The following is a 13,298-nucleotide window of genomic DNA, read 5'->3' on the forward strand; positions in this document are numbered from 1 at the left end:
TAGGCTGGCCGCCCACCCCCCCCCCGACTGGAGTTCCGCCGATGACCCGTCTCATACCGCTGATCCTGATCGCTCTGGGCATCTACTTCTGGTTCCGGGCCAGGCAGAAGACCACCGCCTACCTGGACCGGATGCAGGACGGCGAGACGTCCCACGGCCCGGACAGCGGGACGCGGAACCCGGACGTGCCGGACCACCCGGCGGGCCCGGACAGGATCTGACGGCTCCGAGGCGGACATGAACGGGGCGATGCCCCGCCGGGGCGGCCTCGCGGGCCACGTTCCGGGCACGACCAGCGTGAGAGCGGTACTTCACACTCGGCAGGCAGCCGGCAGGCCAGTGCCGTGACCTCGGCGGCCTGCCGTTGACGGTCTTTGAGCCCGGGCAGGCCCGCCTGGGCGAACCGGCCACGCCAGCGGCGCACGGTGTCCACATGCAGCCCCCGTCTCCCAGGCTATGCATGCGCTGGAGCGTCCACGCGCGGCGTGCAGCACCACCTGTGCACGCACCCGCAGCCGGTGCTCGGTCTTGTGGCCGCAGGCCATCTTCTTCAACCGCACGCGTTCGGCGGCACTCGGGGCTATCGGACAGGGGGTGTCGGACGGGCATGGCGGGCGCCCGATCGGCCGAAGTGGATCACTGGTACCCCGCAGCCCGCCCCGCCCCTCAGCGCCCCAGCCCCCGCAATGGCCGGTACAAGAGGCCACTTGGAGAGGGAGAACGCAACTTCGACATGGCCCGCAGAGGCGGCTACCTTCACCTGGTCTTCGGCGATCGCCCACGGCCGTACGGGAGTTCCTTCAGGCTGAGCCACCCGCGACGGGATGAGTCGGTCACGCCTTACGAATCCTCGCCCCCATGCGTAAGCCACCGAACCGGTTCCACACCAGGCACCCCCAACGAGGGAGAGACGCATGCCCCATCTTGCGCTGTACACATTCGGCGTCCTGAAGTCACCTCTCGCCGATCCCGCACCTCTCACGCGCGAGTTCTACGACATTGGTGAGGCCGTCTACCGGAAGATCAGTCAGCACCCCGGATACCTCGCGCGTGCTGAAGCGGCAGACGGTGACCGGGGCGGGCTCTTCGAGGCGGACTGGGGTGCATGGGGAGAGTTCGCCGTACCGACCTGGTACGGCAAGGGCCATACGCCGCAAACCACCGCCCTGTCCGCGACCCTCTCACTCTGGACCGACCTGCGCCACGCCTTCGACGCCATCTACACCGGTCTGCACCGTGAGGCGCTGAACAGGCGTTACGACTGGTTCGAGAGGACAGGGCACCCGAATTACGTGGTCTGGTGGGTCTCCGACGGCGTGATACCCGCCTGGCGGGACGGGGTTTCCAGGCTGGAGCACCTCCACGAGCACGGCTCCGCGCGGCACGCCTTCACCTTCCACGACTCGTTCGCCCCGGACGGAACTCCGTCCAGGATCAAAGGCATCGGGCCGAAGAGCGACCAGGTTCGCTGCGCCGACCCCAGCATCTCTGACCCCGCACCACACACAACACAGGCTCCACAGTCAACCCCCGAAGGATTTACGGAGCCGACCACTAAGCTCGGCGGATGACCTTGGAATGGGAACAGGTAATCGTTCACTCGACGGATCCGGTGGCCCTGGGGCAGTGGTGGGCCACGGCCCTCGACTGGGTTGTGGTCCATTCATCCGATGAGGAGTTCGAGATCCGCCCGGAGCCCGATCGCATGCCGGGGCTGGATTTCGTGCGGATCGACGAGATCAAGAAGGCCAAGAGCCGACTCCACCTCGACTTCAGGCCTGATGACCAGGACGCCGAAGTGGCTCGCCTGGTGGCTCATGGCGCGCAGCGTGTTGACATCGGCCAGGGTGACCAATCGTGGGTGGTTCTCGCAGACCCCGAAGGTAATGAGTTCTGTGTCCTTGGCCGGCGGCGTCCGTAGGGCTCACGCCTGAGCGGGGCCGACGCTGAAGCATTCGGGGCGGGGGCTGTGAGGAAAAGACCCCCGCCCCGCGGGGAAGACCGGCTGATCCAGGGGGGAAACCGGCTGACCCCTCGGAGCAAACCGGTCACAACCTGATCTAAATGGCTGATTAACCCCTGCCGATTTGGGTCTGAATTCTGCGTCCGATTGACGGGACTCCCATGCCGCTTTCCGGGTAGGAAGCCCCGTCACAGGAATACCGATCTCTTCGAGTGACGTGCGGAGCGGATGCACGGCCCCACCACGTCACCCCCGGAGCACCGGCCCCCGGCCCCCGGTCGCGGCGTCCGCGTGAGACGAACCGGAGACCGGAGACCTGGAGAAGCCGGGACACACAGACCGGGACTCAGGACAAGGGAATGTCGTATGACCGGTATATCCAGCCCTCCGAGCGGGACCTCGGAGGCACCAAAACTGCGGCGGGACATGGGCCGCATCAGCCTGCTGTTCGCCGGTGTCGGGTCGATCATCGGCTCGGGCTGGCTCTTCGGCGCACTGAATGCCGCGAGGCTCGCGGGGCCCTCCTCCATTTTCTCCTGGGCGATCGCCGCCGTGATGATTCTGCTCATCGGGCTGTGCTTCGCCGAGTTGGGCACGATGTTTCCGGTATCGGGCGGAGTCGTCCGTTTTCCACATATCTCCTTCGGGTCCTTCGCCAGCTACACCATGGGGTGGATCAGCTGGATCGCCGCGGCGACCGTGGCACCCATCGAGGTGGAAGGCGCTCTGCAATACGCCACTAAATGGGCGGACTTCACCGCATTCCACCCGTCGAACGGAACGCACACACTGACCGCACTCGGATATGTGGTCGCGGTCATCGCGATGGCATTCTTCGTAGCGCTCAACTACTTCGGTATCCGCTGGTTCGCGCGGGTCAACAACGTGCTGGTCTGGTGGAAGCTGGGAGTCATCCTCCTGGTGATCGCGGCATTCGCCTTCACCGCGTTCCACGGCCACAACTTCACCGCCGCGAAGTACGGCGGGTTCGCGCCGGGCGGGGCGAAGGGCATCTTCACGGCCATCTCGACCGCCGGAATCACCTTCTCCTTTCTGGGCTTCCGCCAGGGCGTGGAGCTGGCCGGTGAGACCGACAACCCCAAGCGCAATGTCCCGTTCGCGGTCATCGGCTCGGTGCTGATCACCGGAGTGATCTACATCCTGCTGGAGATCGCTTTCATCGCCGCGGTCCCCGGGCACGACCTGAAGTCCTCGGGCGGCTGGCTGAATCTGACGTTCACCAACGACTTCGGGCCGCTGGCCGCGATCGCCAGTGCCATCGGCCTGGGCTGGCTCGCGTACATCCTGTACATCGACGCCGTGATCTCTCCCGCGGACACCGGCCTGATCTACACGACGGTCACGGCCCGCATCTCGTACGCCATGGGGCGCAACGGGAACGCGCCGGAGGCGCTGACCAGGACGACCCCGCGAGGCGCTCCACTGATCAGCCTGATCGTCACCTTCGTGCTGGGGCTGATCGTCTTCCTGCCCTTCCCGAGCTGGCAGCAGCTGGTCGGGTTCATCACATCGGCGACGGTGCTGTCGTTCGGCTCGGGTCCGCTCGTGCTGGCCGCGATGCGCCGCCAGATACCGGAGTGGAAGCGACCGTTCCAGGTGCCCGGTGGTGACGTGATCCCGTTCCTCGGGCTGTACTCGTCGAACCTCATCGTCTACTGGGCCGGCTGGAACACCAACTGGAAGCTGTTCGTGACCATCCTCATCGGGTTCGTCCTGCTGGCGATCTTCGAGGTCACCGGCAGGGGCCGTGCCCCGAAGCTGGAATGGCGAGCGGGCCTGACCTGGCTGGCGCCATGGCTGGTGGGCCTTGCGGCCATCAGCTGGATGGGCGACTACGACGGCGGCCAGGGCTGGATCGGGCTCGGCTGGGGCTTCGTGGTCAACCTGGCGCTCGCGGCGGTCGTCTACCTGCTGGCCCTGCGGTCCAGGCTCCCCGAGGCGCAGGTTCTCGAACACATCGAGGAGGCCAAGGCCGAGGCACAGGTCGAGGAGGAGGCACTGGGCCAGTCCGTGTGACCGGTACCCACAGGACGGTGCGCGGTGCCCGAACGGGCGCCGCGCACCGTCGTGTCCGGCGGGCGGGCCCGGCCGCCCTCTGCCACCGGCGAATCTGCTGCGGGCCAAGAAACCGGCCACGGCGCCCGCAGCGGCCCGAAGGTGGAGGGACCGCGGCAACAGCGGCCCGCACCACCACCCGGAGGACCGATGTCACCACTCATCACGCAAGGCGACGCCCCCGTGATCCCCCGAGCCACCGAAGGCGACACACCCGCGACGCCGTTCGACGACCACCTCGCAGCGCAGCTGCTCACCCAGCGGATCATCCTTCTCGGCACCCAGGTCGACGAGGTCTCCGCGAATCGCGTCTGCGCACAGCTTCTGCTGCTGTCGGCGGAGGACTCACGGACCGACATCAGTCTCTACATCAACAGTCCGGGCGGTTCGGTGACCGCGGGGCTGGCGATCTACGACACCATGCGGCTGATCCCCAACGATGTCTCGACCCTCGCCATGGGATTCGCCGCGAGCATGGGGCAGTTCCTGCTCACCGTGGGGGCGCCGGGCAAACGGCATGCGCTGCCGAACGCCCGGATCATGATGCACCAGCCGTCAGCAGGGATCGGAGGGGTCGCGGCCGACATCGCGATCCAGGCCGAGAACCTCGAGTTCATGAAGAAGTCCATTGAGCGGATCACCGCCGAGCACACCGGCCGGTCCGAGGAGACCATCTCCCGGGACGGCGACCGGGACAGGTGGTTCACCGCCGAGCAGGCGAAGGAGTACGGGATGGTGGATCGCGTCGTCGAGTCCCTGGACGACGTCAGGCCGGCCGGGCCGCAGCGACGGATGGGGCTGTGACATGAGCCAGTACACGATCCCCACCGTCGTACAGCGCACCACGCAGGGGGAACGGGCCTACGACATCTACAGCAGCCTGCTGGCCGAGCGGATCATCTTCCTCGGCACGGAGATCGACGACGGAGTCGCCAACGTCGTCATCGCACAGCTGCTGCACCTCGAATCCGCGAGCCCGGAGAGCGAGATCGCCATCTACATCAACTCGCCCGGCGGATCGGTGACTTCGCTGATGGCCATCTACGACACCATGACGTTCGTGCAGGCGCCGATCTCGACCTGGTGTGTCGGACAGGCGGCTTCGACGGCTGCCGTGCTGCTCGCCGGCGGGGATCCGGGGCGGCGGTTCGTGCTCGACCACTCCCGGGTGCTGCTGGGGCAGCCGGCCAGCTCAGGACATCAGGGGACGGTCTCCGACCTCAGCCTCCAGGCGAAGGAGATGCTGCGGATCCGCTCCGAGATCGAAGAAGTGCTGTCCCGGCACACCCGCCACGATGTCGCCACGCTGCGCGCGGACATGGACCGCGACAAGGTCTTCACCGCGCGCGAGGCAGTCGCGTACGGGCTGGCCGACGAGGTGCTCAGCCGGCGGTTCGCCACCGTGTGACACGTTCCGGCGCCCGTACGTCTCCCGGGGCCCCGGGAGACGTACGGGCGTGACGGTCAGGCGGCGAGGCGCACCTCGCCCCGGCGCGCGGGCGCGCCAGGACCGCCGTGGCGGATGCCCAGTTCGCTGAGGGAGGTCACCGGCGTGCGGGCCTTACGGGCTCCGGCCGCCCTGTCCCGGTCGAGGCGGGCGAGTTCGGCGTGCCCAAGGGCGAGGAGATCGGCGAGCCCGAGGCCGAGGGCGTGGGCCGCGGCCGCGAGGACCTCGGACGACGCCTCCTTGAGTCCGCGCTCCAGCTCGGAGAGATAGGGCATCGAGATCCGCGCCGCGTCGGCCACATCCTGGAGGGTGCGCTTCTGGGCGAGACGCTCGCGGCGCAGTACGTCACCGGCGATGTGCCTCCAGAGGGGTTCCCTGGCCACGGGGGCCTCGGCGCCCGGAGCCGTGGCGCCCGGGGGCCTGGTGGCGGGGCACAGCGGAATGACACGGGCCGGGTCGGGTTCGTGGCTGCTCACCTCTTCAGAGTAGAAGCGTCCCGCCCGGTGACAAGGGAGCGGCGTTCCGCCGCCCGCGAAACCGCCGCCGGCGACCCGGCCGGGGCACCGGTCGCACAGCGTCATCTCCGGTCGCCCGGAGATGTCGGACCCGGCCCGCTGCTGCACACTGCTTCCAGCACCATTCTTCGCAATACCGGGCAAACAACCCCAGCCGATTCACGCAGTGGAGGCGGTACACGTGATACCGACCGGCCGTCCCCGCAGACACCGGGTCACCCTGATGGCCCTGCTCGCTGTCGCGGCACTCGTGCTCGCCGCCTGCACGGCGGGGTCCGGTGGCGGCAGCGGGCCGGCCGACACCACGCCGTCCGGTACACCAAGCCAGGCGCCGCGCACCCGGATCACCACCACCCCGAACGACGGTGCGGCGCACGTCGGGATCAGCGTCGGTGACATCCGGGCCACCGTGCGGAACGGCACGTTCACCTCGGTCACCCTGACCGACGAGAACACCGGAAAATCCATACCGGGGAAGATCTCCGCATCCCGGACCTCCTGGCTGGCCACCGAGGCGCTGAAACGGGGTGCTCCCTACACCCTGACGGCCAGGGCGAAGGACGCCGACGGCAAGTCCGCGACCAAGATCGCGCGCTTCACCACCGTCTCGGCGAGCGACTCGGTGATCGCCTTCTACACACCGGAGGACCGGAGCACCGTCGGTGTGGGGATGGAGGTCTCCTTCAAGCTCGACAAGCCGGTGCGCGACAGGAAGGCCGTGCAGTCGGCCATCACCGTGCAGGCCAGTGGCGACCAGCAGGCCGTCGCGCACTGGTTCGGCGATCAGCGCCTGGACTTCCGGCCCGAGAACTTCTGGCAGCCGGGCACCACCGTGCGGGTGACCATGCGTCTGGCGGACCTGGAGGTCTCCCCGGGTGTGTTCGGGGTCCAGAACAAGACCTTCTCGTTCAGGGTCGGCCGTGCCCAGATCTCGACGGTGGACGCGGCCCGGCAGTCGATGACCGTGGTGCGCGACGGCAGCATCCTGCGAACCATCCCGGTCTCCACCGGCTCCCCGGACCACGGCACGTACAACGGGATCATGGTGATCTCGGAGAAGTATCCGCAGACCAAGATGGACAGCACCACGGTCGGTCTGGGCGACGAGTACAACATCCCCGATGTGCCGCATGCTCAGCGGCTGACCGCCTCGGGCACCTTCGTGCACGGAAACTACTGGGCGTCTCCCGGCATCTTCGGCTCCCAGGCCACCAGCCACGGCTGTATCGGGATGCGTGACGCCCAGGGCGGCAAGGACAGGTCCACGCCGGGGGCGTGGTTCTACGACAATTCCCTGATCGGCGATGTCGTGATCGTCAAGAACTCCGAGGGCGGCGGCACCGTGTCCCCGGACAACGGCCTCAACGGGTGGAACATGGACTGGGCCGCGTGGACGGCCGGCAGCGCCCTCTGACCGGGGCCGGAGGTCAGGCGTTACAGGCCTCGGCCCGGTAGCGGGCAGCGGTCCGCGCGGCGTCGTATCCGGGCGCCACCCCCTCCACCAGCACCACATCACCCGCGATGTGATCGGTACGCAGGGGCAGCAGCTCCTGGTAGGCGGGAGAGTCGTACCAGGCACGTGCCTCGGCGATCCCGGGGAAACCCACGATCACCAGTGCGCCGGGCCACTCGCCCTCACGTACCTCGACCTGGGTCCCGTGCACCAGGAAGTGGCCGCCGAACGGGTCAAGCGTCGACTGGATTTTCTCCATGTAGACGAAGACCTCATCGGCGGGGTGGTCGGTGGGGCGCAGGTCAGCCACGGCGTAGGCAGTCATGGGGTCCTCCTCGGCAGGATCCGGCGGTGCGCGGTGCCCCGCGTGTTCCGTGCGGTGCGGTGCGATAAACCAGATCCTGCCGGGGCGGACGACGGACGTCGATGACGTCCGGGGTAATGCCTCCGGGCGGACGGCCCTCCCGGGGACGAGATCAGATCGTGGCGTTGTCGATCACGAAGCGGTAGCGGACATCGCTGTCCAGCACGCGCTGGTAGGCCTCATTGATCTGGTCCGCGCTGATCAGTTCGATCTCGGCGCCGAAACCGTGCTCGGCGCAGAAGTCGAGCATCTCCTGGGTCTCCCGGATGCCGCCGATCCCCGAACCGGCGAGTGTCTTGCGGCCGCCGATCACCGAGAAGAGGTTCAGCGAGACGGGCTCCTCGGGGGCCCCGACGTTCACGAAGGCACCGTCCGTCCTGAGCAGGCTCAGATACGAGTCGAGCGGCAGCGGCGCCGAAACGGTGGAGACGATCAGATCGAAGGTGCCGGCGAGCTCATCGAAGGTCGCCGGGTCGCTCGTCGCGTAGTAGTGGTCGGCGCCCAGCTTCAGCCCGTCCTCCTGCTTGCGCAGCGACTGGCTGAGCACGGTCACCTCGGCGCCCATCGCATGGGCGATCTTGACACCCATGTGGCCGAGCCCGCCCAGGCCCACGATCGCGACCTTCTTGCCGGGGCCCGCGTTCCAGTGGGCGAGCGGCGAGTAGGTGGTGATACCGGCGCAGAGCAGCGGCGCGGCCTCGTCGAGGGCGATGCCCTCGGGGATGCGCAGGGTGTAGTTCTCGTCCACGACGATATGGGTGGAGTAGCCGCCGTAGGTGGGCTCACCCTGTTTGTCGCGGCCGTTGTACGTGGGGACGCCACCGCCGGTGCAGTACTGCTCAAGACCGGCCTTGCAGTTGTCGCACTCGCGGCAGGAGTCGACGAGGCAGCCGACTCCGACCCGGTCGCCGACGGCGAACTTGGTCACCGCGGACCCGGCCTCGGCGACGATCCCGGCGATCTCGTGGCCCGGCACCATCGGGAAGATGCCTTCACTCCAGCCGTCACGGGCCTGGTGGATGTCGCTGTGGCAGATGCCGGCGTACTTGATGTCGATCAGGACGTCGTGCTCACCGACCGGCCGGCGCGGCACTGTGCTGCGCTCCAGCGGGGCCTTGGGGGCGGGGGCGGCGTATGCGGCGACGGTTGTTGCAGTCATTCCGGAAACGATCTCCTCAGATGTGGGGTGGTGACTACCAGCCTGCCCGAACCCGCTGCTTCCACCCAGCCCCCTGTTGTGCGTACGTCTGCTGTGCGTACCACTGGCAGGGTCAGCCAGGAACAGTCGTGGGGTGTTCCCGCGGTCCCGGATACTGGATGTCATGGACCAGCGTTCCGAACTCAGCGAATTCCTCCGCTCACGCCGGGCCCGGCTCAAGCCGGAGGACGTGGGTCTGCCCGAGCTGGGCAGGCACCGCAGGGTTCCGGGGCTGCGCCGTGAGGAGCTGGCGCAGCTCGCCGGGGTGTCCGTCGCGTACTACACCCGCCTCGAGCAGGGCAACGGCCGCAACGTCTCCAGCGAGGTGCTGGAGGCCATCGCCCGTGCCCTGCGGCTTTCGGACACCGAGATCGCGCATCTCACCCATCTCGCCAGCCCGAAGCCGAAGAAGAAGCGGGCTGCGGCCGCCCGGCCGCAGCGGATGCGGGCGGAGCTGCAGTATCTGATCGACGCCATGGACGGCGTGCCGGCCTACGTGCTGGGCAGGCGACTGGATGTGCTGGGCTCGAACCGGCTGGCCAGGGCGCTGTTCGGCGACTTCAACGCGATGCCGCCGGCCGAACGCAACATGGCACGGATGGTGTTCCTCGACATCAACTCCCGTGATCTCTATACCGACTGGGAGTGCAAGGCCACTGAGCTGGTGAGTGTGCTGCGACTGTTCGCGGGCTGCTATCCGGACGATCCCCAGCTGTCCGCGCTGGTGGGCGAGCTGTCCGTGAAGAGCGAGGAGTTCCGGACGCTGTGGGCGGCACACACGGTGTCGGACAAGGGGCACGGTGTGAAGCGGCTGCATCATCCGCTGGTGGGAGCGCTGACACTGTCGTACGAGACGCTGCAGCTGCCGTCCGATCACGACCAGTCGCTGATCACCTTCCATGCCGAGCCCGGGTCCCCTTCGGCGGAGACGCTGCGGCTGCTGGGGGCGTGGGGAGTGAACGAGGTGCCGCGGGCCTCGCGCTAGAGACCGGCGGAAGGTCGCCGCTCAGCCCGCGTAGGGCGGCGCCACACCCCATCCCCACTTCGGTACGGGTGCCCGGGGCGGCGGCTCCGCCCCCGGCACGGAGTTGGCGACGGCCAGCCGGGTGCCCCACTCGATGTACGCCGCGAACGCCGACCGGAACTCTGCGTCGTCCGGCAGCCCCACCTCGTCCGCCGCGTCCATCAGCAGCGAGGCCCAGCGGCGCCGCTGCCGCTCGGTGATGGAGCGGCCCAGATGGTGGCCGAGCATGGCCGGATATCCGCCGTGGTGTTCGGTGTAGGTGGCGGGCCCGCCGAACACCTCACCCAGCCAGATGGCCACATGGGCGGGGTGGTCGGCCGTCATCCCGGCGAAGAGCGGGCCGATGAGCTCGTCCTTGAGCACCTGGACGTAGAACGCCTCGGTGAGCCGGCCCAGCGCCTCGGCGCCACCCGCCCAGGCGTACAGGGTGGGGACGGACGCGCCGGTGCCCATCACCGCGGTGGGTGTGTAGTGGCGCATCTCCTCGAGCTGCTCGACGTAGGGGCGGATCGACGTGAAGAAGGCCCTGAACTCCTCGCTCTGCCGGAACCCTTCGATGTGGTCGCGGGCCGAGGTCCAGGTGATGCGCAGGATGTAGTCGACCGGCGCCCCGCCGTCCGGCGCCTCGTCGCAGCGCGCCAGTTCGTAGTCCGTGCAGTACCGCGAGCGGGAGAGCGGGGCGGCCGCCCGGGCGTACGCCGCTTCGAAGTCCGCGGTGCTCTCCTGCGGGATGCGGTAGCGGATGTACTCGACGGTCATCTGGCTCTCCCCGGCGGGCGGTGCGAGTGAGGAGCCCAACGTACGCAAGGGCGCGCACGGAAGCACGGATATTCACTCCGGGGTGAACGAAGCGCACGGATCACGGGCGGGCGCGGCGGGGCCGTGCCTGCCCGTGATTCACCCGTGCCCGGGGGTCAGGCCGCGGCGTTCTCGGTGATGGTGACCTTGCCCCTGCGGATGGTGGCAAGACGCGGCGCCCTGCGGGCGAGCGCGGTGTCATGGGTGACCATGATGAAGGTCAGCCCGTGCTCCTTCCACAGCCCTTCGAGTACCTCCATGATCTCGTCGCGCATGCCTTCGTCGAGGTTGCCCGTGGGTTCGTCGGCGAGCAGCACCTTGGGGTTCTTGACGAGGGCACGGGCGATGGCGACGCGCTGCTGCTGACCGCCGGACAACTCCGACGGAAGATGTCCGCCGCGCTCGGCGAGCCCCACCGACTCCAGCGCTCCGGCGGCCCGCTTGCGCCGGTCGGTGGCCTTGATACCGAGCGGGACGAGCGCGGTCTCGACGTTCTCCTGAGCGGTGAGGGTCGGGATGAGGTTGAAGGACTGGAAGACGAAGCCGATGTTCTCCGCGCGCACCTTGGTGAGCTTGGACTCGCTGAGCTTTCCGAGGTCCACGCCGTCCAGGACGACGCTGCCCGATGTCGGCCGGTCCAGACCTCCGAGCATCTGGAGGAGGGTGGACTTGCCGCCGCCGGTCGGGCCCTGGATGACCAGTCGCCCGCCGTCCTCGATGGTCAGATCGACTCCGGCAAGCGCGTCGATGGTCTTCTTGCCCTGCTGGTAGCGCTTGATGACGCCGCTGAGTTCATACATGGGGCGGTTCTCAACTCCTGCTGTGCGGATGGTGGCTGATGGCTGGCAGCACTACTCGACGCGGCGCAGGGCGTCCGCGGGGCGCAGCCGGGAGGCGCGCCAGCCGCCGAAGCCACCCGCGATGAGCCCGCCCGCCACGGCCAGGGCCACAGCCGTGCCGATGGTGGTGACGGAGACCGGCGCGGTGAGGGCGATGTCCAGGGCCTTGGCAGCGGTCTGCCTGCCAGGTCCGCCGCCGGGGCCGCCGCCGAAGCCACCGAAGCCGCCACGTCCACTGCCGGTCGCGGAGCCGACGGAGGCCGTGAGGGTCGGGCTGACGGCGGTCACGGCGTACGCGCCGGCCAGGCCGAGCGCGATCCCGAGCACGCCGCCGAGCAGCCCGTTGACCAGGGCCTCGCCGACGACCTGGCGGGTGACCCGGCCGCTCTTCCAGCCGAGCGCCTTGAGGGTGCCGAACTCCCGCACCCGGCGGCTGACCGCCGATGAGGTGAGCAGACCCGCCACCAGGAACGCGGCGACCAGAACCGCGATGGACAGCCACTTGCCGACGTTGGTGGCGAGGTTCGACGCGGTGGAGAGCGAACCCGACACGGTGTCCGCCAGGTCGGCGGATGTGGTGACCGTGGTGCCCGAGATGTTCTTCTGGATGGTCGACTTGACGCTGGAGATCTTCTTCGAGTCGGCGGCCTTCACATAGACCGTGGTGACCTTGTTCCTGGCGTCGGCCAGCGTCTGCGCCTGCTTCAGCGGGAGGTAGAGGTTGGCGGCGGCCTCACCGCTGTCGGGGGTGGCGATGCCGACGATCTTGTAGACGACGCTGTGCACCGTGACGGTGCCGCCCACCTTGAGCTTCTTCTTCTTGGCGTAGGAGGCGTCGGCCACGGCGACCTTGGCGTTGGTCTCCGACGCCGTGAAGCTGCGCCCCGAGGTGATCTTCGATGAGGTCAGCGGGCCGAGGCCGAGATGACTGACGTCGGTGCCGTACACGGTGTAGGAGTCGACGTCGAAGTCGGCTCCGCCGCCCTGGACCTCGCCCTGCGGCGCCCCGGTGCCGCCGCCCCGCCGGCCGCCCGTGCTGCCGCTGCCCGGCGTCTGCTTGAACTCGCCGCGCTTGAACTGCCCGTTGACTTTCAGGACGTTGAGGCTCAGCCCGCCCACCGCGGCGGATACGCCGTTCTGGGTGCCCACCTTGGTGACCGTGGTGGAGGCCAGGGTCTGGAAGCCCTGGACCATCACCCGGTCGCTGCTCTGCTTGCTGTCGTCGCTGTTGCCCTTCGCGCCGAACTGGAATTTCGGCCGGGCGTTACCGCCGGTGGTGCCCGCCGGGGCTTCGGCCTTGGTGACGGTCATGTCCGTACCGAGGCCGTACAGCGATTGAAGGACCTTGTCCTGGGCCTGGCCCATCCCGGAGGAGACCGAGCTGACGACGATGACCAGCGCAATACCGAGGGCGAGCCCCGAGGCGACGACGAGCGCCGCCTTTCTGCGGCGGCGCAGCTCGCGCCGGAGGTAGGTGAAGAACATGAGGTGAAGCTAGGTACCGACGGTGATGACGGGATAAGGCCCGTGTGAGAGCTGGATGAGAAGAACGCCGGACACACGGCAGCGGCCGGTCCGCCAGGAGGTCTCCTGGCGGACCGGCCGCTGCCGTACGGGGTCG

At 68.4% G+C, this 13,298-nt stretch carries 14 protein-coding genes; 8 read left to right on the forward strand and 6 right to left on the reverse strand.

What is annotated here, in order from left to right; all coding sequences use genetic code 11:
• Window positions 1-41: 41 nt before the first annotated feature.
• The 6 genes from OHS16_RS11065 to OHS16_RS11090 all read left to right on the forward strand — a co-directional run bounded on the left by OHS16_RS11065 (window position 42) and on the right by OHS16_RS11090 (window position 5,447).
• Window positions 42-221, forward strand: a complete 180-nt coding sequence (locus OHS16_RS11065; RefSeq protein ID WP_328537017.1) for a hypothetical protein — start codon at window positions 42-44, stop codon at window positions 219-221.
• A gap of 693 nt (window positions 222-914) precedes the next feature.
• Complete coding sequence (locus tag OHS16_RS11070) at window positions 915-1,571, forward strand: DUF3291 domain-containing protein (protein WP_328537018.1); 657 nt, start codon at window positions 915-917, stop codon at window positions 1,569-1,571.
• The gene (locus tag OHS16_RS11075) at window positions 1,568-1,921 is read left to right on the forward strand and encodes a VOC family protein (protein ID WP_328537019.1); all 354 of its coding nucleotides are present in this window, start codon (window positions 1,568-1,570) and stop codon (window positions 1,919-1,921) included. The genes OHS16_RS11070 and OHS16_RS11075 overlap by 4 nt, the downstream gene beginning before the upstream one ends.
• A gap of 408 nt (window positions 1,922-2,329) precedes the next feature.
• Window positions 2,330-4,000 carry an APC family permease gene (locus OHS16_RS11080; protein WP_328537020.1) on the forward strand — a complete coding sequence of 557 codons (1,671 nt, stop codon included), beginning with the start codon at window positions 2,330-2,332 and terminating at the stop codon, window positions 3,998-4,000.
• 189 nt (window positions 4,001-4,189) lie between these two features.
• Complete coding sequence (locus OHS16_RS11085; RefSeq protein WP_328537021.1) at window positions 4,190-4,843, forward strand: ATP-dependent Clp protease proteolytic subunit; 654 nt, start codon at window positions 4,190-4,192, stop codon at window positions 4,841-4,843.
• 1 nt (window position 4,844) lies between these two features.
• A complete protein-coding gene (locus OHS16_RS11090; protein ID WP_328537022.1) occupies window positions 4,845-5,447 on the forward strand; it encodes a ClpP family protease in 603 nt (200 codons plus the stop codon).
• 56 nt (window positions 5,448-5,503) lie between these two features.
• Here the strand turns inward: OHS16_RS11090 and OHS16_RS11095 are convergent, their stop codons facing one another.
• Window positions 5,504-5,962: a helix-turn-helix domain-containing protein gene (locus tag OHS16_RS11095; protein ID WP_328537023.1), complete on the reverse strand. Its 459-nt coding sequence runs from the start codon at window positions 5,960-5,962 to the stop codon at window positions 5,504-5,506.
• Window positions 5,963-6,182: 220 nt separating this feature from the next.
• Between OHS16_RS11095 and OHS16_RS11100 the strand changes: the two genes are divergently transcribed.
• The gene (locus tag OHS16_RS11100) at window positions 6,183-7,415 is read left to right on the forward strand and encodes a L,D-transpeptidase (protein WP_328537024.1); all 1,233 of its coding nucleotides are present in this window, start codon (window positions 6,183-6,185) and stop codon (window positions 7,413-7,415) included.
• A gap of 13 nt (window positions 7,416-7,428) precedes the next feature.
• Here OHS16_RS11100 and OHS16_RS11105 read toward each other — a convergent pair whose 3' ends face one another.
• Together OHS16_RS11105 and OHS16_RS11110 are read right to left on the reverse strand one after the other, a co-directional pair.
• On the reverse strand, window positions 7,429-7,779 hold the full coding sequence (locus tag OHS16_RS11105; RefSeq protein WP_328537025.1) for a DUF1330 domain-containing protein: 351 nt from the start codon (window positions 7,777-7,779) through the stop codon (window positions 7,429-7,431).
• A gap of 151 nt (window positions 7,780-7,930) precedes the next feature.
• Window positions 7,931-8,977, reverse strand: coding sequence for an NAD(P)-dependent alcohol dehydrogenase (locus tag OHS16_RS11110; protein WP_328537026.1), 1,047 nt, complete (start codon window positions 8,975-8,977; stop codon window positions 7,931-7,933).
• Window positions 8,978-9,140: 163 nt separating this feature from the next.
• On the opposite strand from OHS16_RS11110, the gene OHS16_RS11115 reads away from it, so the two are divergent.
• Window positions 9,141-10,001: a helix-turn-helix domain-containing protein gene (locus OHS16_RS11115; protein ID WP_328537027.1), complete on the forward strand. Its 861-nt coding sequence runs from the start codon at window positions 9,141-9,143 to the stop codon at window positions 9,999-10,001.
• Between the two features lie 21 nt (window positions 10,002-10,022).
• Here the strand turns inward: OHS16_RS11115 and OHS16_RS11120 are convergent, their stop codons facing one another.
• The 3 genes from OHS16_RS11120 to OHS16_RS11130 form a co-directional block, all read right to left on the reverse strand.
• Window positions 10,023-10,799, reverse strand: a complete 777-nt coding sequence (locus OHS16_RS11120; protein WP_328537028.1) for a globin domain-containing protein — start codon at window positions 10,797-10,799, stop codon at window positions 10,023-10,025.
• A 155-nt stretch (window positions 10,800-10,954) separates the two neighbouring features.
• Window positions 10,955-11,638: an ABC transporter ATP-binding protein gene (locus tag OHS16_RS11125; protein ID WP_328537029.1), complete on the reverse strand. Its 684-nt coding sequence runs from the start codon at window positions 11,636-11,638 to the stop codon at window positions 10,955-10,957.
• A 51-nt stretch (window positions 11,639-11,689) separates the two neighbouring features.
• Window positions 11,690-13,162, reverse strand: a complete 1,473-nt coding sequence (locus OHS16_RS11130) for an ABC transporter permease (protein ID WP_328537030.1) — start codon at window positions 13,160-13,162, stop codon at window positions 11,690-11,692.
• Window positions 13,163-13,298 lie beyond the last annotated feature (136 nt).

The organism is Streptomyces sp. NBC_00344, from assembly GCF_036088315.1.
Lineage (GTDB): Bacteria > Actinomycetota > Actinomycetes > Streptomycetales > Streptomycetaceae > Streptomyces.

Bases quoted from the DNA above. Each gene is read 5' to 3' on its own strand.
- OHS16_RS11125 (WP_328537029.1), bottom strand. From the start codon at position 11,638: ATGTATGAACTCAGCGGCGTCATCAAGCGCTACCAGCAGGGCAAGAAG.
- OHS16_RS11130 (WP_328537030.1), bottom strand. From the start codon at position 13,162: ATGTTCTTCACCTACCTCCGGCGCGAGCTGCGCCGCCGCAGAAAGGCG.
- OHS16_RS11110 (WP_328537026.1), bottom strand. From the start codon at position 8,977: ATGACTGCAACAACCGTCGCCGCATACGCCGCCCCCGCCCCCAAGGCC.
- OHS16_RS11120 (WP_328537028.1), bottom strand. From the start codon at position 10,799: ATGACCGTCGAGTACATCCGCTACCGCATCCCGCAGGAGAGCACCGCG.
- OHS16_RS11075 (WP_328537019.1), top strand. From the start codon at position 1,568: ATGACCTTGGAATGGGAACAGGTAATCGTTCACTCGACGGATCCGGTG.
- OHS16_RS11065 (WP_328537017.1), top strand. From the start codon at position 42: ATGACCCGTCTCATACCGCTGATCCTGATCGCTCTGGGCATCTACTTC.
- OHS16_RS11105 (WP_328537025.1), bottom strand. From the start codon at position 7,779: ATGACTGCCTACGCCGTGGCTGACCTGCGCCCCACCGACCACCCCGCC.
- OHS16_RS11070 (WP_328537018.1), top strand. From the start codon at position 915: ATGCCCCATCTTGCGCTGTACACATTCGGCGTCCTGAAGTCACCTCTC.
- OHS16_RS11085 (WP_328537021.1), top strand. From the start codon at position 4,190: ATGTCACCACTCATCACGCAAGGCGACGCCCCCGTGATCCCCCGAGCC.
- OHS16_RS11090 (WP_328537022.1), top strand. From the start codon at position 4,845: ATGAGCCAGTACACGATCCCCACCGTCGTACAGCGCACCACGCAGGGG.
- OHS16_RS11115 (WP_328537027.1), top strand. From the start codon at position 9,141: ATGGACCAGCGTTCCGAACTCAGCGAATTCCTCCGCTCACGCCGGGCC.
- OHS16_RS11080 (WP_328537020.1), top strand. From the start codon at position 2,330: ATGACCGGTATATCCAGCCCTCCGAGCGGGACCTCGGAGGCACCAAAA.